Source organism: Polaribacter litorisediminis, assembly GCF_019968605.1.
Taxonomy (GTDB): domain Bacteria; phylum Bacteroidota; class Bacteroidia; order Flavobacteriales; family Flavobacteriaceae; genus Polaribacter; species Polaribacter litorisediminis.
This window is the reverse complement of sequence record NZ_CP082966.1, coordinates 651,037-674,362: the sequence shown is the minus strand read 5'-3', so window position 1 is coordinate 674,362 and position 23,326 is coordinate 651,037. Positions and strand designations below refer to the sequence as shown.

Here is a 23,326-nt window from a genome sequence, read left to right as displayed (position 1 = left end):
ATATTTTCAGCTTATTGTTAAACGATGTAAATCTAATAAAATATCTTTTAACTGTTTAACAAATAACTAAATAAGTGAAATTATCCACAATAAAAATAAGCTAAAAGGGAAAAAAAGCTCCTAAAAGGGACATAAAACGGTTTGAATTTAATCTTTTTTAAATTAAATAGAAGTTCCGAAACCAAAGAATTGTATTTTTGAGTTATGACGAAAATTAAAAAACAGTTTAAACAAATTAGTGAATCTCAAGTAATCATTACACAATTAATGTTACCCTCTCACTCTAATTTTAGCGGTAAAATTCATGGTGGCCATATTTTAAATTTAATGGATCAAATTGCGTTTGCCTGTGCTTCGAAACATTCAGGCAACTATTGCGTAACGGCATCTGTGAATAAAGTAGATTTTCTAAATCCGATTGAAGTGGGCGAATTAGTGACTTTAAAAGCTTCTATAAATTTTACAGGAAGAACTTCTATGGTCGTTGGTTTGCGTGTAATTTCAGAAAATATTAGAACGGGAAAAACGAAACATTGCAACTCCTCTTATTTTACCATGGTTGCCAAGGATGAAAAAGGAAAAAGTGCTCCTGTTCCAGGAATTATATTAACTTCTAAACAAGAAATTAGACGTTTTGCCAGAAGTATCATAAGGCAACAAGAAGGTAAAAATAGAACGTCTCGTTTTCATAGCAAAATTTTTAAAGTTGATGACTATTTACATCTATTTGAAAATAGTAATTCTAAAATTGAATTGGAAAAAGAATAGGGAGTTTTCCAATTGATTTTTTAATCAAAAAAACACAATCATATGTTGAACATATAATACACTAGTAAATCGTAAATCTAAACGTACAGAACGAGACTAAACTAATATATTTAAGTTCGAAATATGAAATATAAAAAAGAAATAGAAGATTGTAAAAATGAAAGTTGTAAAATTGATAAAAAAGAAATACATAGAAAATTAGATAGACATTCTACAAATTAAATAACAAACAGTCCTCAATGTTACGAAACCGAATACTCTAAACCAATAATGTGTCTAACTTTATCTAAAGTTTTTATCAAATTTTCAGAAAACTCAAAAGTCATAATATTACTTTCCTTTTTGCCTTTCCTTAATAACTGATTAAAATGTTTAGTTTCAAAATCATAACCAATTGTTTTCACTTCTAAGTCCATAATCTCCTCAAAACCCTCTTTAAAAATTGATATTTTTGAAGGCTCTTGAAAACGACTATGGATTTTTACAACAGCATCTTCAAAAGTAAAAATTGCTTCGGTAGGTGTCTCCTCTAATAAAGAACTTTTTAAATACGCTTTTGCATCGGCATATTCAAAAATCATTGAGCAACTTGAATCTGCTCCGTTTTCAAAAAAAGTAGCTGACGCCTCAATATTATTTGGTATTCCTAACACTGATAGGGTCAAAAAAATTGGATAAATTCCGATATCTAACAAGCTACCGCCTCCGACTTCTTTTCTAAAAACTCTACTTTCGGTATTGTAAGGCATGTAAAAGCCAAAATCGGCCTCTAAGTTTTTTAATTTTCCGAAAGTATTGTTTTCTACCAATTCTAGAACATGTTTAAAATGTGGTAAAAAATAGGTCCATAAAGCTTCCATTAATAAAGTATCATTCTCTTTTGCAACCGCAACCATTTCCGCTACTTCTTGCGCATTTATGGCAAAAGGTTTCTCACATAAAACCGCTTTTTTATGCTGTAAAGATAAGATAGTATGCTGTTTATGAAAACTGTGAGGAGTGGCAATATAAACAGCATCAACTTCAGGATCTTTTGCCAAAGATTCATAAGAATTATAAGCTTTTTTGGCATTGTGTTTGAATGCAAAATTAGTAGCCTTTTTTTTACTTCTAGAAGCCACCGCTACTAATTCTACATTGTCTAATGTCGCTAAATCTGTAGCAAATTTATTGGCTATTTTTCCAAGGCCAATAATTCCCCATTTTATAGTTTTATTGTTCATTTAAAGCTGTTTTATCAATATTAAAAAAACCTAGAAAAAAGAATAATGCAATTAATGTTACCACATGAATTATATTTAAGGAAACATCATTCAAAATGTCAAAACTAATTTTAATAATGGCCAAAGAGGTAACGATTAAAGTAATTTTACTTTGTTTATTAATTGATTTAAAAACAAATGATAAAGAGAAAAATAACACCAAAATACAGCCAATAAAATTTAACCATAAATAACTAATTATAGGCTGTAAACCTTGAGATTCTAGCTTATAAATTCCAAAATAATAAATAGAGCAAATTAATATTTGAGTGATAACTGCTGCTTTAAAAACAGCGTTACCATTTACCTTTTTAAAGAAAAATGCCAAAAGAAAAATTCCTAGAACATTCCCATAAAAAATAGAGCCAATAATATTAACCAACTGAATTAAATTATCAAATAAATTGGCAATACAAGCTACAGAAATGGCAATTAACCCCCAAAGTAACGTGAACCATTTAGAAGCTTTAACAAAATGTTCATCACTTTTTTCTTCTTTTACATTTCGTTTATATAAATCCATAGCAGTTGTGCTCGCTAATGCATTTAATTCTGATGCTGTAGATGACATGGCAGCCGATAAAATTACAGCCAACAACAAACCAATTAATCCTCTTGGTAAATTATTTAAAATAAAATGAATAAACACATAATCTTTATCATTAGATTCTATTTTCTCTAGTAGATTTTCTTTATCAACTTTATCAATAATGTTTTTAGCCGAATCCTTCAGTGCTAAATCAGCAACATTTAATTGTTGCACTATTGGTTTTTCCTTTACCTGAAAGCCATCAGCAAAAATTACTTTTTTTGAATTTTCTATGGCTATATGTTTTGCTTCTAAATTTTTATATTCTTGAGCGTATTTTGAATTTTTAACTTGCTCATTTGCACCTGGATTAAAATTTAATGGAGCAGGATTAAATTGATAAAAAACAAAAACCATTACACCGATTAACAATATAAAAAACTGCATAGGTACTTTTAACAATCCATTAAAAATTAACCCTAACTGACTTTCTCTTACAGATTTTCCTGATAAATAACGTTGCACTTGGCTTTGGTCTGTGCCAAAATAAGAAAGCATTAAAAAAGTTCCTCCAAGAATCCCTGTCCAAACTGTGTATCTGTTGCTTAAATCAAAAGAGAAGTCTAACACTTCCATTTTGTTGCTGGCACCTGCAATTTCTAGAGCGTTTAAAAACGTAATATTTTCTGGTAACTGACTCACAATCATAAAAAAAGCAATGAGCATCCCGATAAAAATAACAATCATTTGTTGCTTTTGTGTTACGTTTACCGCTTTTGTTCCGCCAGAAACCGTATAAATAATCACTAAAAAGCCAATGATAATATTTAAAGTTAGTAAATCCCATCCTAAAACTGCACTTAAAATAATTGCGGGCGCAAAAATGGTAATTCCCGCTGCTAAACCTCTTTGAATTAAAAATAAAATTGCCGCTAAACTTCTTGTTTTTAAATCGAATCTACCTTCTAAAAATTCATAGGCCGTATAGACTTTTAATTTATGATAAATCGGAATAAAAACCACACAAATAATGATCATTGCAAAAGGCAATCCGAAATAAAATTGAACAAAACCCATACCACTATGAAACGCTTGTCCGGGCGTTGATAAAAATGTAATTGCACTGGCTTGTGTTGCCATAACAGACAAACCAATCGTCCACCATTTAGAGTCGCTTCCTCCTTTTAAATAATCATTTACATTGGCGTTTTTTCTAGTAACATAGGCTCCGTAAACTACAATAGAAATTAGCGTTACAGATAAAATGATCCAGTCTATGGCGTGTAATTTGCTTTCTATATCCATGAATTATACGGTAAAATAATTGGTAATAAAATAAAAGAGAATTATGTAAACTACGTTGGCAATTAAAACCAACGAATACTCTTTTTTCCATTTATATTTTTGTTGATTCATTTTTTATTTTTTTTGAAGCTATTTATCATCCTGACCTGCAATTGTTTACCGCTAAAAAAACTAAAATCTAAAAGAAATAAGCTGTCTTGCATTTAACGAAAGTCTGAATTAAAGCTAAACTTGTTCTCATAAAATTATTAATTAATACAAATAAACACTATTCTTATCATGTTATTTTAAACTCAAAAAGGCTCAAAACGATAGGGAGACTCTTGTTATAAAACTTATTTCCCTTTTCCAACAGAAAGCATATTGGCAAACAATTTATATGCACCAGAAACACCCGCAGGCAATTCTCTGAAGAAACTTAAACCGGTATACATATAATATCCTTTACCATATTTTGTCATTAATAAACTTCCCAATTTTGGCGTTTCTCCTTTATCTTTCATAGAAAACAATGGTGTATATTCTTGACTCCAATAATTTGGAAAATACAAGCCTCTTTCTTGCACCCAACCGTTAAAATCTTCTTGTGTAATTTTATTTGGAAAATTTAAGAGTTCATGTGTTTCATCTAAAATAATTACTTCAGACAACTCATCCGTAACACGGTCTCTAGACAATTTTAAACCATAAGGAGCCTTAACATCTACTCCTCTATTGGTGTTGTATTGTACAATCATATTTCCGCCATTTTTTACATACGCTAATAAAAATTTTTGCTTAAATTTTAATTCTTTCACCACATTATAAGCTCTAATTCCTAAAACAATGGCATCGTATTTTTGTAAATTATTTTCATTAATTTCCGAAGGATTAATTTCTTCAACAGTATATCCAATTTGACGTAAGCTTTCTGGCACTGCATCTCCGGCTCCTTTAATATACCCGATTTTATCGCCAACTTTTTCAATATTTAAACGAACTACTTTTGCTTCAGAGCTTAATAAAACAGCTTGTTTAGGAATATGGTTATAATTAATTTCTATCAATTCTTTACTATATTCTTTTCCATTGGCAGATGCCACTACTTTTAATTTTCCAACAGATTCATTCTCTGGAGCTGTTACCAAAAAAGTTACCGTGTCTTCATCATTTTTCTGTTCGATATTAAAGGTATGTTCATTAGGAGAAATTTGCCAATTTTCAGGAGCTTGTAAACGCACAGTACCCGAAATAAAATTTGCACCAGCTTTTACAACCACACTTACTTTTTTAGGTGTTTCATCAGAAAAAATAAGCACTTTGTTTTTTAGCTTCGTTGTTATTAAAGGTAAAATTTCAAACGGCTCATAAATTTCTCCCTGATCACGTTCGGCATATCTTCTTACTACATTTTTAGTGATGGTAATTGGTACACCTTCCATCACTAAATTAAAATTCATTTTAGCAGGTCTTGGTGTTTCCGGTTTCCCTATGAACAAAGAATCTGTAACCGTATACATTCCTAATGCTGCAGGCTCTCTTAACCAATAAGGGTCTGAAAATTGATCTGTTTTTAAGTTGATGGTTTCTTTAAAGGTCATCTTTTTATTGTTAAAAAGAGTCGCTTCTTTAATAAATACTTTTTCATCCATAGAAGATTCGATGGAACTTAAAACCATGGTAACATCACTTCTATTTAATATTTCAAAATTAACATCTATTTTAGAGTTGGGAGTTCCGCTAGAACTATTAGCTGAAACTTCTAAATACAATCCGGCACAAGCTTCAATAATTTCTTTGATTTGCTTTTCTTTAATTTTTCGCCAGTGGCTGTCTTCTAATAATTGTATTTTTTGGTACGCAACTAATAATTTTGAGAGATGTTTAGACGGATTCACAAAATCGAAATTTTCTTCAAGATCATATAAAATAGCGCCAATTTCTCCACCTCCTTCTATTCGATTCCAAGTAGTATTAATTCCTGAAAAAATATCATTTGTATCCTGTAAAGTATCTCCTTTTAAAAATTTTAAATATTCTGTTTGCGTTCCTCTTGTTGTAACTCTACCAAAACCTTGGCACAAATGCTGACTACTCGCCATAGCAGCTAACTCATTGTTAGACAATCCTTTTAACGGGTAATATACACCAACATCTAATTTTGTAAAGTCTTTAGACGCTATTTCAAAGGCTGTTTCATCATTATAAAACCAAGACGAAGTATTGAAAAATAGTCGTTTTGGCTGCCATAAACTTGTGTTTTCTAATTGGGCACTGTATTTAGTACTATCATTGGCTAATTCAAAAGCTTCTACACTTAACATCGCCGAACTAGTATGATGTCCGTGCGTTGTTCCTTGCGTTTCGTGATTAAAACGATTGATAATGACATCGGGTTTAAAAGTTCTAATGGCCCAAACAACATCACTCAACACCTTTTCTTTATTCCAAATTTTAAGAGTTTCATCTGGATGTTTTGAGTATCCAAAATCATTCGCTCGTGTAAAAAATTGCTCACCGCCATCAATATTTCTTGCGGCTAACAATTCTTGGGTCCTTATAACTCCTAACAATTCTCTAATTTCAGGACCAATTAAATTCTGACCGCCATCACCTCTTGTCAAAGACAAATATCCTGTTCTAGCTTTTACATTATTGGCTAAATAGGCAATTAAACGTGTATTTTCATCATCAGGATGCGCGGCAATATAGAGGGCTGTTCCTAAAAAATTTAGTTTCTGTATTTTCTCGTAAATCTGATTTGTTGATAATTTTTGAGGTTTTTGGGCGAATATTGAAATAGAAATCAAAAAAAATGTTCCTATAAAAAGTAAAAGTTTCTTCATTTTTGAATGCTGGTCATTTTTTTGTCAGGTAGCGTGCAATAAAAACATAAATAAATTTTTTACAGCACTCTGCATGACAATTATTGTCATTATCATTTATTAAAAGTGAAACAAATGTAGTTTTTTTGAATCAAAAATTAGTTTGTTAACATAATTATAACATTTTAAAATCTAGAACAAAGCCCTCTGAACCTCTTGATAAATTAATTTTTAAAATCATTTATTAAAGTTATATTTGTAATTCTAATTAAGAAAAATAACCAATGAAATTTATTGTATCGAGTTCTCAGTTATTAAAACAACTACAAGTTTTAGGCGGTGTTATAAATAGCAACAATACGTTACCAATTTTAGATAATTTTTTGTTTGAATTATCTGAAAATCAACTAAAGGTTTCTGCATCAGATTTAGAAACAACGATGAGTTCTATTGTAGAGGTAGAAAGTGAAAGCACTGCTTCTATTGCTGTTTCTGCACGTTTGTTGTTAGATACTTTAAAAACATTTCCAAATCAGCCTTTAACATTTAAAACAAAAGGTAAAAATACGATTGAAATTAGTTCTGATCAAGGGAAATATGACATGGCTTATTTTAGTGGAAATGAGTTTCCGAAAGCAGTTTCCTTGCCATCACCAAGTGCAACCATTGTGCCTGCACATATTTTAGGAACTGCCATTTCTAAAACTATTTTTGCTGCAGGAAATGACGATTTACGCCCAGTAATGAGTGGTGTATTTTTTCAATTTAGCCCACAAAGCTTAACGTTCGTAGCGACAGATGCACATAAATTGGTAAAATATTCCAGAACAGATGTTACTGCAGATCAAACTGCAGAATTTATCATGCCTAAGAAACCTTTAAATTTATTAAAGGGTATTTTAGGAGGATTGGAAAGCGATGTAACCATCGAATACAACGATGCTAACGCAAAATTTACGATAGATAATGTGATTTTAATGTGTCGTTTAATTGATGGAAAATATCCTAATTACGAAGCTGTAATTCCAAAAGAGAATCCAAATAAATTAACGGTTGATAGAGCTTCTTTCTTAAACTCTGTAAGACGTGTTTCTATTTTCTCTAGTAAAACTACGCATCAAATTCGTTTAAAAATGGCGGGTACAGAACTCAATATTTCTGCAGAAGATTTAGATTTTGCCAACAAAGCAGATGAGCGTTTGAGCTGTGATTACCAGGGTGATGATATGCAAATTGGCTTCAATTCTCGGTTTTTAAGCGAAATGTTAAACAACTTAAACGCGAACGAAGTATTAATTGAAATGTCTTTGCCAAACAGAGCCGGAATTTTAACGCCCATAGATGGTACAGATGAAGGCGAACAAGTAACAATGCTAGTAATGCCTGTGATGTTGAATAACTAAGACACAAAACATATAACTTATTAATAAAGCATCGTTTACTTACGGTGCTTTTTTTATTAATTTGTTTTGGATATTACCCTTTATGCGAATATTTGTATCAATTTTTCGATATTATAGCGAATTGTTGGGATACATAAATTCAATTTTAAAAAGTCACTGCAAAAGCCCTTCGTTCATGATAATTTCTAGTAATCGATTTTATATTTCCAGATTTCATTCGTTGAATACTATTGTGTCATCATTTTTAAATCTTGCAGAACTTTAAATCATTTGATTTTTAAATTTGTTTTGATACTTATGCAAATCATAAGCTGCTAAAAGAATCATTGGAAGTAAAATTGATATTCATTGGTTACCTATTAAACCCTCAAATTTCTCAATTTTAGTCTACATATTGTTTGATTGCGAGTCTGTGTTCCGGAATACTTTTGTCATAATTTTCTACAAGAAGTTCTAGAATTTCAGGACTATGCTGACCAATATCTTTTTTATGGCGATATCTAGAAACATACAAGTTGTAGGTCTCTTTAATTTTTTCAAAAATTAAAAAATGCGTATCGTTGAGTTCTGAATATGAAATTTCGTTTCCTGAAAACGAACCCGAGTTATCTAAAAAAAAAGTTGAAAACTCGTAATATTTAAAAACATTTTCCATATTTAGACTAATTCGGCAGATAATCCTAATTGTAATAATTTAGAGCACCTTGGCTCCAAATCTTTGTACTCACCAGATTTTACCGTACATTTTCCTTTGTAGTGCACCAAAATAGTACATTGTTCGGCCTGTTCTAAGGTATGGTCGCATACCTTTATTAAAGATTCAATCACAAAATCAAACGTATTTACTTCATCATTATGCAATACGATTTCATGTTGAAAAGTTTCTTGCTCTAAAACATCTACTTCTTCCTGAATTTTTTCTTTTGTACTCATAACCACAAAATTACAACTTATTGTATTTTAATGCAACCCAATTATTTTTTTCTATAAAGGTTTCTAGTTTTAAATTGTATTTAGAAACTTCTGCATCTATAATTGGCATATCTTCTTGATAAAAACCACTTAATAACAGCACCCCATTTGTATGCAAACAATTTGTATAAATTACCATATCCATCAACAATATATTTCTGTTGATGTTCGCAATAATTACATCATACTTTTTGTTCGTTAAAAGTGAAGAATCCCCTTCAAAAACGCTAATATTTTTACAGTGATTTCTATCTATATTTTCAACAGAGTTTTCATAACACCAACGATCAATATCAATAGCATCAATTGGGTTTGCGCCTTTCATTTCAGCAAAAATCGCTAAAATTCCGGTACCACAGCCCATGTCTAAAACTTTCTTATTTTCTAAATCTAACTTTAGTAAATGTTGCACCATCATGTGTGTAGTTTCATGATGCCCTGTACCAAAACTCATTTTTGGTTCTATAACAATATCATACTTTAAGTTAGGATTCTTATGAAAAGGAGCTCTGATGCTCACTACATCATCTACTTGAATCGGATTAAAATTCTTTTCCCATTCTGCATTCCAATTGGTTTGCGCTACTTCATTTTGATTGTATTCAATAGAAAATTCATCAGCATTTAAAATATAAATATCATCTAAAATATTTGCGTGCCAATCTTGTTTTTGAATATAAGCAGTAACCCCTTTTTCATTTTCCACAAAACTCTCAAAGCCAACGTTGCCAAGTTCTGCAATTAAAATTTCTGTTGCTGGTTCTTTGGGTGCTACCGTAAAATTGTACTCTAAGTATATATTATCCATAAAAAAATGCATCAAGATTTTAAATCCTGATGCAAATTTATTGGTTTTACAACCAAATTTATACATAAATTAAAAATATATTATATCGCTTTTATAATCGCTGTAAAATCTTCAACTTGTAAAGCCGCGCCTCCAATTAAACCACCATCTACATCTGGCTTCGAAAATATTTCTTCTGCATTGGCAGGTTTTACACTACCTCCGTATAAGATAGAAACTGAATCTGCTACTTCTAGTCCGAATTTCTTACCAATAACGGTTCTAACGAATGCATGCATTTCTTGCGCTTGCTCTGGACTAGCAGTTTCTCCTGTTCCGATGGCCCAAACGGGTTCATATGCTAAAATTATACTTTTAAAATCTGCTGGCTTTAGATGAAATAATGAGTTTTTTAACTGGCTCCCTACTTCTAATAAATGGTCTTCTTTTTTTCTTTCTTCTAATTTTTCACCGAAACAAAAAATTGCTTCCATATCATTTGCTAAAACTGCATCTAATTTTGCTGCTAAAAGTTCATCTGTTTCACAAAAATATTCTCTTCTTTCAGAGTGCCCAATAATTACTGTTTTAACACCGATAGATTTTAACATATCTGCTGAAATTTCTCCTGTGTAGGCACCACTTTTAGCTTGGTGCATGTTTTGAGCAGCCACTTCTATAGGAGTATCTTTTGTTTTTTTAACTGCAGAAGATAAACTGAGATAAGATGGCGCTATAATTACTCTTGTATTTTTTAATGGTAATTTTTTAATTGATCTTTTTAACCCTTTAATAAGGGCACTAGTTTCAGCCTTATCATTATTCATTTTCCAATTTCCGGCTACTATTTTTTTTCTCATAATTATATACTTTTATTATAGAATGTAAATTTAATAAATGAATTACAAATATCACTCAGAAAAACAAATACTTACGATAACGATTTATATTTTAGTTTTTAAAGCTTTTACAATGCTTTGATCAGATGCTTTTGTAGCTTTAAAAAGTTGTATCCTTCCTTTTTCATCTACTACGATATATCTAGGAATCCAACTTAAATTTATAAAATCTACAAAATCACCGGAATTCATTCCTTTTGGCAAATTGTAATGTTCTCCTTCTAAATTGTACTTTTCTATCGCTCTTTTCCATGAAGGCTTGCTAAAATCTACAGACAAAAATACATAAACAACTTCAGGAAATTCTTTTTGTAGTTTTTTTGAATCGGGTATCCCTACAATACAATCTTTGCACCAAGAAGCCCAAACATCTATCAGTATTTTCTTTCCTTTATTATGATATAATACTTCTCTAAAGGTAAGTTTAGTATTGTCTAAATCAATCAACATATCTTGCAACGCTTTTTCGGAAAACTCTTTAGGGTCTTCCGCGCCGCAACTTATTAAAGTGATAAAAAGTAGTAAAATTATTTTCTTCATATAAAATATGTCTGCTAAAAAAGGAACAACTTACAAATCTTAAAAGTTTAAAATAGTACTTTTGACAAAATTTAAGTAAAAATAATGACAACAGCCCAACTTGTATCACAAATAAAACAAAAAAAATCTTTTTTATGCATCGGTTTAGATGTAGATTTAAATAAAATCCCTGAACATCTATTAGTTTTAGAAGATCCTATTTTTGAATTTAACAAAGCTATCATTGATGCAACTCAACACCTTTGTGTTGCTTATAAACCCAATACTGCTTTTTATGAAGCATACGGAATTAAAGGCTGGCAGGCGCTTGAAAAGACCATTCAATACATTCATAAAAATTATCCAGAAATTTTTACCATTGCCGATGCAAAACGTGGTGATATTGGCAATACCTCAACCATGTACGCAAAAGCATTTTTTAATGATTTAGCCTTCGATTCAGTAACGGTTGCTCCTTACATGGGAAAAGATTCTGTAGAACCCTTTTTAGCTTTTAAAGATAAACATACTATTATGTTGGCGTTAACTTCTAATGAAGGTGCTTTTGATTTTCAAACAAAAAAAGTAAATGACAAAGAACTGTATAAACACGTTTTAGAAACTTCTAAACACTGGAAAAACGCTGAAAACCTAATGTATGTTGTGGGTGCAACGAAAGCTGAGTATTTTAAAGAAATTAGAAAAATTGTTCCTGACTCGTTTCTATTAGTTCCGGGAGTTGGCGCGCAAGGCGGAAATTTACAGGATGTTTGTAAATATGGTTTATCTAAAAACATTGGGCTTTTAATCAACTCCTCTCGAGGGATTATTTATGCATCCAAAGAAAAAAACTTTGCCAACATGGCGGCTTCTAAAGCTGAAGAATTACAGCTTGAAATGCAAGCCATTTTAAAAGAATTTAAATGCTTATAAAAGATCAGCTACATACTACGCTAGAAATTAAAAATACACCAACAAGAATTATTTGTTTAGTACCAAGTATTACAGAATTACTAGTAGATTTAGGTTTGGAAGATAGCATCGTTGGAATTACAAAATTTTGTATTCATCCAAATGGATTGATCAAAAAGAAAACAGTTGTTGGTGGTACAAAAAATATTAAAGTTGATGTTATAAAGCATCTAAAACCTGATATTATTCTTTGTAATAAAGAAGAAAACACCAAGGACATCGTAGAAAATTGTAGACAAATTGCCACCACCCATGTTTCTGATATTTTTACGATTGCAGATACGTTGCAACTAATTCATCAATATGGGGAAATATTTTCTTGTGAAGAAAAAGCGAGAGAACAAATACTTAAAATTGAAAATAAAAAAATTGATTTTCTTAATTTCATCAAAGATAAAAAAGATAAAAAAGTAGCGTATTTCATTTGGAAAACGCCTTGGATGGTTGTCGGAAACAATACCTTTATCAATCATCTTTTAGAAGTCAATAACTTTAAAAATGTATTTCAACATAAAAATCGCTACCCTGAGATTAATTTAACAGACTTGCATAAAGAGCAGGATCTTGATTTTATATTTCTATCTTCAGAACCCTATCCTTTTGGCGAAAAGCATATTTTAGAACTCGAAAACACCTTTAAAAAAACACAGATAATTTTAGTAGATGGGGAGTTCTTTTCTTGGTACGGAACAAGACTATTGTTTGCTTTTGACTATTTCAAAAAGCTACATCGAGGTTTTTAAAAATAAACCAATGTTATTTTTTAACTGATAACCTTTACAAGATAGGGATTACAATAATTTTTAACAAATTAATTATAGAATTTAATCGGTACAGCTCTCCATTGAATTTCATAGAAGATTAACAAAAACCTCGAGGCAGAGACTCGAGGTTTTTCTTTTCAATTAAATCGTAAATTCTCTGTCTAAATACTGTACTTGATTAATTTTTTCTAGTAACTTCATAGCCTTAAAAGCTGCGAGATCACTTTTTACTTCATCTTCAAATCTGTAGTTATCAGACTTTTCTACTAAGCTTGAGTACCTGTCAAGCAAATGCTTCTTATAAGTAATAAATTGATTTTTATAATACATGATAATCGATTGGAGGGAATTATGTCGAGTAAATATACATAATTTTTCTAATTAAACCATGAATTTTTTAATGAAATCAAACCTATCATTTTGGCTATAAAATCCCTTAATTTTTTAAAATTTTAAACATTTTAGATGCTGTCGATGTTTCAATTTTTAATAGATACATTCCTTTCTTTAAAAAAGAAGTATCATGCGTTTGTTTAAATGAATTTTGAAAAAATGTATGTATTTTTTTTCCTGTGATACTGTAAATTGTTCCTTTTGTAAATTTTAAACCTTCATCAACTTGAATTGTTAACTCATTATTTACTGGGTTTGGAGTCAGTTTTACGTTCTCTAACAAATTGATATCAGAAACAGAAGCTGTAGATTCTTGATACACCCTAATATAATCGATTTCCATAGCACTTTGGGTAAAACTTGCAGGCGTTCCATTTTCCTCAATAGCAATATTTAACAAGAAATACTGGTCTTCATAATAAGGCCATGTTTCATCATTTTTAGTCTCTGGATTGTAGATATAATGAACATTGCCGTCTACACTAAATACCATTCTTTCTGGAGTCCAAATTAATTCATAAACATGAAATGCTGTTGACGCTGTAGGAATGTACTGACCTCCATGATTTATGGTTCCCCCAAAACTTGAAGGCGTGTGCATTGCGCTAGAAATATAGTTTTGATTTTTCCCCCAATGTTCCATAATATCAATCTCACCACATGCTGGCCAATGAGTAGTTCCGTAAGTGTCTGTCCAATATCCTCCTGCTTCTATAATATTTTTACCTAACATCCAAATTGCCGGCCATGTACCTACACCCGTGGGCATTTTAGCTCTAACCTCTACTTTACCATAAGTAAATGCATATTTAGAATTTAGCCTTGCTGAAGTATATGATTTTGTATGACCTTGATCTGTAAAATTTTCTTTAATGGCAACAATGCTTAAAACGCCATCCTCAACAAACGTATTTTCTATTCTATTGGTGTAATGCTGTACTTCATTATTGTACCAATTTCCACCCGCTGGCAACTGCGTTTGATGAAACCACTTACTATCATCCACCGGTACTATTTGACCTGATTCTCCATCAAATTCATCAGACCAAACTAAATTATCATAAACAGGATCTGGCTCGGTATTATTATTCGTAGGCGTTACCGTGCCATCATATAAAAAATCATCTATATAAGCGATTACTTTATCTGTATTATCTTCTCCGTTTATTTGTATCAAAACTCTGTTAAAATCAGACCGATTTATAGGATCTTCAGCGTTAGCATCATAATTAGTGAAATTATCATCCTTAAAATTAAAGGTTACGGTTTGCCACGCATCTAAAGTAACATCTTTAATAATTTCTGATTGTGAAGACCATGGAGCACCCATAGTATTGTTTTGCAATTTTAAAGAAACTTGATTATTCTGGTTGCCTGTTAAACTTGCTTGTGGAATATAAATTTTTAAAGAAAAAGTATGGTTTTCTGATAAATCATATTTTTCTGGAATATCAAAAAAGACGTTTGCATATTGGCCTCCGTTATCATCATAACGCAAAACGGTGTTCGATGTATTGATACCCTCTTTCACAGGATTTGAAAAAGCAGCGTTTACAGCAGCACCATCTTGTTGCCAAGAAGCGATGGTTCCATTTCCTTCAAAGTCATCCTCAACGGTTGTTTGAGCGTGTAAACCTAAAGTTGCTAAACATAAAAAGAGCGTATATATTTTTTGCATTTTATCGTTTTAAAGTTCAAAACAAAAATAGGGATTCCTAAATTTTAGATTTCAAAATTCACCAATACAAAAACTATACAAGGTGTTAAAAAAGCTTGTTTTATCCGTTATCTTGCAATGCAAAAACTTGTTTTAATAAAGAAGTATTTCTTAAAGCCACTTTTTCTCTAATTCCTTTTTCTTCAACTTCAATCATTGTAAAGACACCTTTTAGCGCTTGATCTGTTACATATTTTGTTAAATCTGGATTAACACTTTTTACAAAAGGAATAGCATTATACTTTGTAATTAAATTACTCCAAACTTTATCTGCACCCACTTTTGAAAAAGAGTTACTAATTACTGGTGTAAAACTATTGTACAAACGCTCATTTGTTTTGGATTTTAAATACATGGTTGCCGCATTTTTATCGCCCAATAAAATATTTTTTGCATCGTTAAAAGAAATTTCTTTCACCGCATTTACAAAAATTGGTGTCGCCGTTTTTACAGCATCTTCTGCAGCCCTATTTAAGACCTTAATACCTTCATCTGCTAAATTACCCAAACCTATGGTGCGCAAACCTTTATCTACCGCTTGCAATTCTTCTGGCAATAAAATTTTCACCATTTCATTTCTATAAAACCCATCTTTTGATGTTAGCTTGGTAACTTGATTTTTAATCCCGTTATCTAGTGCTTGCCTTAAACCATTGCCTATTTGTTCTTGGGACAAACCAACTCCATTCGGTAATTGACTCACTACTTTTTGTAATTCCGCACAACCTGCAAATTGAATAGCGATTGCTAAAATTAAAATTCTTTTTATCATTTTCTATATATTGTTATTGTTATGAAACATTTTTAACAGAAAAGTCACTTATTTTTAAAAGTATCTGTCTTTTTATCATATCCGTAAGGGCAATGTTTACAGCCATTTTTACAACAATATCCTCTTTTTAGGTGATATTTTTCAGTAAAAACTTTATAACCTTCTTTCGTTAAGTAAAAATCGTCTTTATCTAGCACCATTCTTGGTTTACACATATTGCAAAAATAGTAGTTTCGAGTTAAAACAAACCAACTTAAAGTCTAATTTTTATTGCTAACTTCTCTTTTTCTCATCGGCATACCATCAATAATTGCCAATAACTTTTCAGACGACACAACGGATGTTTGTTTCAATTTAACCTCTCCATCCAAACCTAGTAAGAATATTTTAAACGCTTGTTTTTTGTCGATATACCTCTTATCCATTATTGTTGATTTCTGCCAATACTCTTCAAACTGAAACCGAAATTCATTTTTTGTAAAAGAATAGATCATTAATTTTCTGTCTAACAACTCTTCCTTATTTTTTGATAAAATAAATAATTGATTTTCTAATTCCTTCGAATTTTTATCCGCAGTATAAATTACTAAAATTCTATTTTCCCATTGATGAGATTCAATATTTTGACTGAAAGAAATAAAGGTAAAAAATAAGAAAATTGTTGAAAGAATTCTCATATAGCGCAAAGGTCTTACTATATATTAATATTTTAAATTACTGATATCGAACACATAACAAGACCTTTTCTAAAATTTTAAATTACTCTACAGACTTCTTAAATGCATTTTCTCCGCCAACAACAGGAATTGTTATTGAGGTTCCTTGTAAATCGATGGTTAACTCGGTTCCTGGTTTTGGTAATAGCGTATAATTATTATCACTAGAAAAAATCATCAAACCAATTTGTTGACCTTTCTTAATAATTTGATCATCAGGTTGCAAATCAAAAGTCATTTCATAAAATTTACCTGGCTTTAAAGGTGCGCTTTTAGAAAGTGATTTATGGTTTTGTAAATCTGCCCAACCGCGTGTAATTATATTATCTGTAATTTTGGTTCTTCTACCTTCGTTCCAAGGCAGTGAGACTAAGTACACCGATAAATTTACAGCAGCTTTAGAACTTGCTGCTTTAATGGTAATTGTTGATATGCCTGAAATATGAACATCTTCTTTTAAAGTAGGCGAAACATACATTAAACGATGATTTGTATAATCTGCTTGCGCCAAAGCTTCTGAAGAAAATGAGTAATTGTCTACTAAAGTTTCTGTTCCTTTTGAAGAAGATCTATTTGTTGATAAACTACCGGCCTCTGGCGCTCCTCCTTTTAAATAAAAAGTAACCGATTTTGCTGCCGGATTTGGATAGGCACCATAAGCAGTAGGATTGCTTCTTTCATCATTTTCTCTAACAATCCATGCTTTTGAATCGTTTTCAACACCATTCTGAATTCCGAATAAGTAACGAGTAAACCAACGATTCATCATTTTCATTGGTGGCGGTCCTCCATGACCATTTTGATGATAATAAATTTGAGTTGGCAAGCCCATTTCGGTTGCCTTTTTGTAAATTCTGTAACTATGTTCTGGCATTACATTCCAGTCATTAAAACCATGAGACATTAATAATGCCGCTTTCATTGGTTTCATGTCATTTAAATAATCACGTCCTGCCCAAAAATCATTGTAATCTCCAGAAATTCTATCCAATCCATTGGCCATTTCTGTATCTCTAATTACTTTATTATTTCTGGCTCGATTCTCTTCTTTTCCACTGTGGATAAAATCATATAATACATCAATATCTTCTCCTAAATATCCTCCAGGTGATCTTACTAAACCATTTGAACGATAATAATGATAATAAGAAGTATTCGGAGCAACAGGGATAATTGCCTCTAAGCCCTCAACACCAGTTGTCGCCGCTGCTAAAGGAATGGTTCCGTTATAAGAAGTCCCTGTCATTCCTACTTTTCCTGTAGACCAAAACGCTTTCACTTCTTCGTTTCCTTCTCTTGATGAAAAACCTTTTGCTCGTCCATTTAACCAATCGATTACTGCTTTTGGTGCCAGTGATTCATTATCTCCACCAACAGTTGGAGCTCCATCAGACAACCCTGTTCCAGGTGATGATGAATGCACAACAATGTATCCTCTTGGCACCCAAGTTTTAATTTGAGAGCTTGAAATTATTGGACGCTTTCCTCTTCTTTCAACCTCTGTATGGTTTCTTTCTTTAGGTTTTTCGCCAATTTCGTGTTTCACTTCCCAAAAAATTGGAGCGTTACCGGCCGTTCCTGCATAATAGGGGCTAGACTCATATACTACCGGTAATTTTAAACCTGCTGTTTCCGTTTGTTCTGGTCTTGTTACATCTACGTGAACTCGATCCATTTTTCCATCTCCGTCGGAGTCAAAAGTTGTTTCTACCCATAAATCATGACGTATCCACTGACTATCATCTTCAAAAGCGGCCACAATTTGTGCTTCGCCATCTTTAAAAAAAGGCACGGCTTTTTCTTGTGCATTAAATTGATTTACAACGAGTAAAAATAAAATTAAAATTGATTTTTTCATGTTTATGGATTTTTATTTTAATACAGAAAACTCAATAGATGAATCTGTGAATACGGTATGCGTTTGTGTTTTAAAGTCCTCTGCACTCGCTTTATAAATATTATCTACATACGTTTGTGGATTCAGATCAATTAAAGGAAACCAAGTACTTTGCACTTGAATCTGTACTTTATGCCCTTTCTTGAAGGTATGAAAAACATCTTGTAGTTTTATATTTACATCTGTTTTTTGATTCGGTTTAAAAGGTTCTGGATTTTCAAAGCTATTTCTAAAACGACCTCGCAATACTTCACTTCTTACCATTAAATGATAATTACTCATTTTTAAATGATCTTGTAAGTTTTTATTATTTTCTGGAGCATCAGAAGGATGTACATCAATTACCTTCACAATCCAATCTGCAGCAGTTCCTGTTGTTGCCACTTTTAATTTTGCCAAGATATCGCCAGCTAATGTAAAATCTTCTGATAAAACATCCGTCTCAAAAACCAAAACATCCGGTCTTCTTGCCGCAAAACGCTGATCATCTGTCATGTATTTTCTTGGCGTAAAAACCGTCTTAATATCTTCTGAATACGGAACAGGCCTTTTAATATCACTGATAAATTGTATCGGCGAAGTTGATTTTTTAGCACTCGTTAATTCCTGATTTTCTGATAAAAACCAATCTTGCTTTACTACATTTTTTGGAGGCCAAGCATCATACGATTTCCATTCTAATTTACCCGAATCAAAAACATATGCTTCTGGTAAACCAGAATTTTTATCCCCTGTTCCTTTTAAGAAATGGTTAAAAAACTTAGTTTCAATCTCTTTTTGAAATTTTAGTGAAATAGAATCTCCAAAATAATAATTACCAACAGTATTTTTAACACCTCTACTAGCCCATTTTCCATGATCCCAAGGGCCAAAAACTAGGGTATTGTAATTATCTTTTCCGTTTTTTTCGATGCCTTTATAGGTTTCTAAAGGTCCGTATAAGTCTTCTGCATCAAACCAACCTCCAACAATCATTGTGGCTACAGAACTCGGTACTTTATCCATATGCTGAATAATTCCTTTGCTTTTCCATACAGAATCGTAATTCGGGTGCTCTACAATTTCTTTCCAGAAAAAGTCATCAATTCTATCTTTAGAAGCTGTTGTACTAACATCTAATTGATCATATTGAAAATATTCGTTCAAATTTTTTAAAGGACCTTTGTCTAAGAAAAACTGATATTGGTCTTGTGAATTCATTTTTGGTAAAGAATACCAAGCAGAATCTGTAGGTGTATCTTTATAAGTACCGAACAAAGGAATAGCTCTAAAATAACTCAATAAAAAAGCACCATTATGATGAAAATCATCAAAAAAGAAATCTCCAATACAGGCTTGCGGAGAAGCTGCCTTTAACGCAGGATGTGCATCTATTGCAGAAATTGTTGCATAATGACCAGGATATGAAATTCCCCAAGTACCCACGTTTCCATTATTGTTTTCAACATTTTTTACCAGCCAGTCAATGGTATCATAGGTATCTGACACTTCATCAGATTGATTCTCGGCTTTATTCGGAATGTAAGCACGCATATTATCATAAACGCCTTCACTCATCCAACGTCCGCGAACATCTTGGTACACAACAATATTTCCTTCTTTCATTAAATGTACATTCGGGCCAATCCTTGTTCTCATATCATCGCCATACGGTCTAGAACTGTAGGGAGTTCTTTGCATTAAAATTGGGTATTCTTTACTTGTATTTTTCGGAGCATAAATTGTTGTATGAAGTTTAACGCCATCTCTCATAACAATATCAACTTCTTGCTTTGTATAATTATCGACAACATAAGTGTCTTTTTTTTCTTCTGTTTCTTTCGATGAATTACAGGCAGCAAAAACAAAAAGACTAAAGACGTACAGTATAAAATATTTTTTCATGTATAGATTAGTTTAATTTATTTGCTAAAGCTACAAAACAAAAAAGAGTTATTAAAAAATACTTTTGTTAAAGTGTCTTTTGACGCTGCCAGTTCAGCTAAACTGTTTTACATACTTTTTAAAATGACATTATAAAACAAAAATTTGAGGATCTGTTTTTAAGAATTATTTTCAAATAAATTGAGATTTCGCTACATACGGAGATGAATTCAACGAATAATTGAATTTATAAACACAACATTCTAGAATTAAATTGATAACAGACCAGATAAACATAATTAACAGCTAGAACTGTTTCGCTAATAATTTTAAATGCATAACTTTTCTATTTTTCAAAATTGAGATTCATTAAGAAAAAACGGATAGTGCACTCAAAAATTTTATTAGTACTTTTACCCAAATCATTCTATTTATATGTTAGATTTTGTACCTTTTTCTTTTTTAGATGTGCTAGATATTTTACTAGTCGCGCTGCTACTCTACTATATTTATAAATTATTAAAAGGCACAGTAGCTATTAATATTTTTATCGGAATTGCACTTATATTTCTAATTTGGAAAATAACGCAAGCACTAAAAATGGAAATGTTAAGTGGTATTTTAGGCTATTTACTATCAGGAGGGGTGATTGCTTTGATCATTGTTTTTCAACAAGAAATAAGAAAGTTTTTATTGATGATTGGCACCACCAATTTTTCTAACAAAAAAAGTTTTTTAAAGCAATTAAAATTTTTACAATCAGAAATTACGTCTGAAGTAGATACCGATAAAATTTTAAAGGCCTGTAGCAACATGTCTAAAAGTAAAACGGGCGCTTTAATTGTAATTGAACGCACCAACAGTTTAGACTTTTTAATCAATACAGGAGATACTATGAATGCACTTGTAAACGAAGCACTACTACAAAGTATTTTCTTTAAAAACAGCCCTTTACACGACGGAGCAACGATTATCAGAGATAATTATGTAGTAGCTACACGAGTTGTATTACCCATTTCTGACAGCACAAAAATACCTGCAAGATTTGGCTTAAGACACAGAGCAGCTATTGGTGCTAGTGAAAAAACCGATGCCGTTTGCTTATTAGTTTCCGAAGAAACTGGCGAAATTTCTTATATAAAAGATGGTGAATTTGTTTTATATTCTACTTTAGATGAACTCAACGAAAAACTTAAGAATGATTTAATGTAACCCGTTAAGAGGCAACATCTAAACTAAATTGTTTATCGAACAAATTTTTATAATACCCGTTTTCCTTTTCTAACAATTTTTGATGAGAGCCTTCTTCAACAATAAGACCATTATCCATTACAATAATTTTATCCGCTTTTTTAATAGTGGCTAATCGATGTGCAATGATAATTGATGTCCTATCTTTTGTAATGGTTTCTGTCGCAAATTGAATCATCTGCTCGGCATTGGCATCTACAGAAGAGGTGGCTTCATCTAAAATTAAAATACTAGGTTTGCTTACATATGCTCGTAAAAAAGCAATAAGTTGTCTTTGACCTGAAGATAACATCGCCCCTCTTTCTTTTACATTATAATGATACCCACCTGGAAGTGTTAAAATAAAATCATGAATACCAATCTGTTTCGCGGCTTCTTCAACTTCTTTTATGGTGATATTCTCATCTTTTAAAGTAATATTATTTAGAATAGAATCTGAAAATAAAAATACATCTTGCAACACAATCGCTACTTGATTTCGAAGGCTCTCTAAAGTATAGTCGTCAAGAGAAACATCATCAATAGAAATGGTGCCACTGTCTATCTCGTAAAAACGATTTATTAAATTAATAATGGTAGATTTTCCTGCACCTGTAGCACCAACAATAGCAATGGTTTGTCCACTTTTTACATCCAAAGAAATTCCTTTTAAAACCTCCTCATTTTTTAAATAACTAAATCTAACATTTTTAAAATTGATATCTCCTTTTAGATTATTTGCTAAAACTGTTCCGTTTTTAACAATACTACTTTTTGTATCAATCACTTTAAAAACCCGTTCACCTGCCACAATGCCCATTTGTAATTGATTAAATTTATCTGCAATTTGGCGCAAAGGTCTAAAAAGCATTTGTGCATATTGAATAAACCCCATAATCATACCTACAGAAATCCCTGAATTTTGCACTACCTGTCCGCCACCAAACCAAACAATTAGCCCAATACCGATAGAAGATAAAATTTCTGCAATCGGGAAGAAAACAGAATAATACCAAATAGTTTTTATATGAGCTTGTTTATGCTTGCTGTTTATTTCTTTAAAATTCTCATATTCAATTTCTTCTCTATTAAAGAGTTGCACAATTTTCATCCCCGTAACGCGCTCTTGTACAAAACCATTTAAATTAGCCACTTGATTTCTAACTTCTTGAAAAGTTTCTTTAATAGCCACCTGAAACAATTTCGTTGCATACACTAGAATTGGTAAAATAGCTAAAGTAATCAATGCTAATTTCCAATTTAAAATAAGCATAACAACAGTGACAGCAAACATTTTTAGAATATCACTTAAAATCGTAAATACACCATTGCTAAAGAAAGCTGCGATTGTTTCTATATCAGAAACTACTCTTGTTACCAATCTACCGACAGAATTCGTATCAAAATAAGACATCTTAAATTGTAAAATGTGCCTGAAAATTTTTGCTCTAATATCTCTAATAATATGTTGTCCTACCCAATTGGCAAAGTAGATAAAGATGAACTGTAAAAGCACTTCAACCATTAAAACACCGAGCATTAAAAGGGTGTAATTTAACAAACCTACTTTATCTTTAGATAAAATATACTCATCTACCGTATTGATTAAAATATACGGTGATAAGACAGAAAATAAAGCCAACAATATGGTAGATGATGATGCAATAAAAAAATACAAGCGATAGCGTTTTGCAAAAGACATCAGTCTTGAAAAAATTTGCATATCAAAAGCATTTCCAGATTTTTCTCCCAAA

The 23,326-nt window shown here is 31.5% G+C and carries 20 protein-coding genes; 5 read left to right on the top strand and 15 right to left on the bottom strand.

Annotation, left to right across the window (positions count from 1 at the left end; genetic code table 11):
* Positions 1-204: 204 nt before the first annotated feature.
* Positions 205-768 (top strand): acyl-CoA thioesterase, encoded by a 564-nt coding sequence (locus K8354_RS02875; protein WP_223445242.1) that lies wholly within the window; start codon positions 205-207, stop codon positions 766-768.
* A 242-nt stretch (positions 769-1,010) separates the two neighbouring features.
* Here K8354_RS02875 and K8354_RS02870 read toward each other — a convergent pair whose 3' ends face one another.
* The 3 genes from K8354_RS02870 to K8354_RS02860 form a co-directional block, all read right to left on the bottom strand.
* On the bottom strand, positions 1,011-1,991 hold the full coding sequence (locus tag K8354_RS02870) for a Gfo/Idh/MocA family protein (RefSeq protein ID WP_223445240.1): 981 nt from the start codon (positions 1,989-1,991) through the stop codon (positions 1,011-1,013).
* A complete protein-coding gene (locus tag K8354_RS02865; RefSeq protein ID WP_223445238.1) occupies positions 1,981-3,864 on the bottom strand; it encodes a sodium:solute symporter family protein in 1,884 nt (627 codons plus the stop codon). Before K8354_RS02865 ends, K8354_RS02870 begins: the two co-directional genes overlap by 11 nt.
* Before the next feature lie 335 nt (positions 3,865-4,199).
* Positions 4,200-6,689: a PIG-L family deacetylase gene (locus tag K8354_RS02860; RefSeq protein WP_223445236.1), complete on the bottom strand. Its 2,490-nt coding sequence runs from the start codon at positions 6,687-6,689 to the stop codon at positions 4,200-4,202.
* A 263-nt stretch (positions 6,690-6,952) separates the two neighbouring features.
* On the opposite strand from K8354_RS02860, the gene dnaN reads away from it, so the two are divergent.
* Entirely contained in the window at positions 6,953-8,071 is a 1,119-nt protein-coding gene (dnaN, locus tag K8354_RS02855; protein WP_223445234.1) for a DNA polymerase III subunit beta, read from the top strand.
* Positions 8,072-8,453: 382 nt separating this feature from the next.
* Here the strand turns inward: dnaN and K8354_RS02850 are convergent, their stop codons facing one another.
* The 5 genes from K8354_RS02850 to K8354_RS02830 form a co-directional block, all read right to left on the bottom strand.
* Positions 8,454-8,726, bottom strand: coding sequence for a hypothetical protein (locus tag K8354_RS02850; protein WP_223445232.1), 273 nt, complete (start codon positions 8,724-8,726; stop codon positions 8,454-8,456).
* Positions 8,727-8,728: 2 nt separating this feature from the next.
* Positions 8,729-9,004 (bottom strand): ATP-dependent Clp protease adaptor ClpS, encoded by a 276-nt coding sequence (locus K8354_RS02845; RefSeq protein WP_223445230.1) that lies wholly within the window; start codon positions 9,002-9,004, stop codon positions 8,729-8,731.
* Positions 9,005-9,014: 10 nt separating this feature from the next.
* Positions 9,015-9,851, bottom strand: coding sequence for a 50S ribosomal protein L11 methyltransferase (gene prmA, locus K8354_RS02840; RefSeq protein WP_223445228.1), 837 nt, complete (start codon positions 9,849-9,851; stop codon positions 9,015-9,017).
* Positions 9,852-9,931: 80 nt separating this feature from the next.
* Entirely contained in the window at positions 9,932-10,690 is a 759-nt protein-coding gene (gene tpiA, locus K8354_RS02835) for a triose-phosphate isomerase (RefSeq protein ID WP_223445227.1), read from the bottom strand.
* A gap of 84 nt (positions 10,691-10,774) precedes the next feature.
* Entirely contained in the window at positions 10,775-11,269 is a 495-nt protein-coding gene (locus tag K8354_RS02830) for a TlpA family protein disulfide reductase (protein ID WP_223445226.1), read from the bottom strand.
* Between the two features lie 84 nt (positions 11,270-11,353).
* Here K8354_RS02830 and pyrF point away from each other — a divergent pair, with 84 nt between their 5' ends.
* Both pyrF and K8354_RS02820 read left to right on the top strand, forming a co-directional pair.
* Positions 11,354-12,181, top strand: a complete 828-nt coding sequence (pyrF, locus tag K8354_RS02825; RefSeq protein ID WP_223445225.1) for an orotidine-5'-phosphate decarboxylase — start codon at positions 11,354-11,356, stop codon at positions 12,179-12,181.
* A complete protein-coding gene (locus K8354_RS02820; protein WP_223445224.1) occupies positions 12,172-12,963 on the top strand; it encodes an ABC transporter substrate-binding protein in 792 nt (263 codons plus the stop codon). Before pyrF ends, K8354_RS02820 begins: the two co-directional genes overlap by 10 nt.
* A gap of 457 nt (positions 12,964-13,420) precedes the next feature.
* Here K8354_RS02820 and K8354_RS02815 read toward each other — a convergent pair whose 3' ends face one another.
* The 6 genes from K8354_RS02815 to K8354_RS02790 all read right to left on the bottom strand — a co-directional run bounded on the left by K8354_RS02815 (position 13,421) and on the right by K8354_RS02790 (position 20,363).
* Positions 13,421-15,055 carry a family 16 glycosylhydrolase gene (locus tag K8354_RS02815; RefSeq protein WP_223445223.1) on the bottom strand — a complete coding sequence of 545 codons (1,635 nt, stop codon included), beginning with the start codon at positions 15,053-15,055 and terminating at the stop codon, positions 13,421-13,423.
* Between the two features lie 100 nt (positions 15,056-15,155).
* Entirely contained in the window at positions 15,156-15,866 is a 711-nt protein-coding gene (locus K8354_RS02810) for a DUF4197 domain-containing protein (protein WP_223445222.1), read from the bottom strand.
* A 44-nt stretch (positions 15,867-15,910) separates the two neighbouring features.
* Entirely contained in the window at positions 15,911-16,066 is a 156-nt protein-coding gene (locus K8354_RS02805) for a C1orf53 family protein (RefSeq protein WP_437440123.1), read from the bottom strand.
* Positions 16,067-16,126: 60 nt separating this feature from the next.
* Complete coding sequence (locus K8354_RS02800; RefSeq protein ID WP_223445219.1) at positions 16,127-16,543, bottom strand: DUF4174 domain-containing protein; 417 nt, start codon at positions 16,541-16,543, stop codon at positions 16,127-16,129.
* An 82-nt stretch (positions 16,544-16,625) separates the two neighbouring features.
* Complete coding sequence (locus K8354_RS02795) at positions 16,626-18,440, bottom strand: Xaa-Pro dipeptidyl-peptidase (protein ID WP_223445218.1); 1,815 nt, start codon at positions 18,438-18,440, stop codon at positions 16,626-16,628.
* A gap of 12 nt (positions 18,441-18,452) precedes the next feature.
* Positions 18,453-20,363 carry a CocE/NonD family hydrolase gene (locus K8354_RS02790; protein ID WP_223445217.1) on the bottom strand — a complete coding sequence of 637 codons (1,911 nt, stop codon included), beginning with the start codon at positions 20,361-20,363 and terminating at the stop codon, positions 18,453-18,455.
* A gap of 414 nt (positions 20,364-20,777) precedes the next feature.
* Here K8354_RS02790 and cdaA point away from each other — a divergent pair, with 414 nt between their 5' ends.
* The gene (gene cdaA / locus K8354_RS02785) at positions 20,778-21,554 is read left to right on the top strand and encodes a diadenylate cyclase CdaA (protein WP_223445216.1); all 777 of its coding nucleotides are present in this window, start codon (positions 20,778-20,780) and stop codon (positions 21,552-21,554) included.
* 4 nt (positions 21,555-21,558) lie between these two features.
* Here the strand turns inward: cdaA and K8354_RS02780 are convergent, their stop codons facing one another.
* The gene (locus K8354_RS02780) at positions 21,559-23,325 is read right to left on the bottom strand and encodes an ABC transporter ATP-binding protein (RefSeq protein WP_223445215.1); all 1,767 of its coding nucleotides are present in this window, start codon (positions 23,323-23,325) and stop codon (positions 21,559-21,561) included.
* Position 23,326 lies beyond the last annotated feature (1 nt).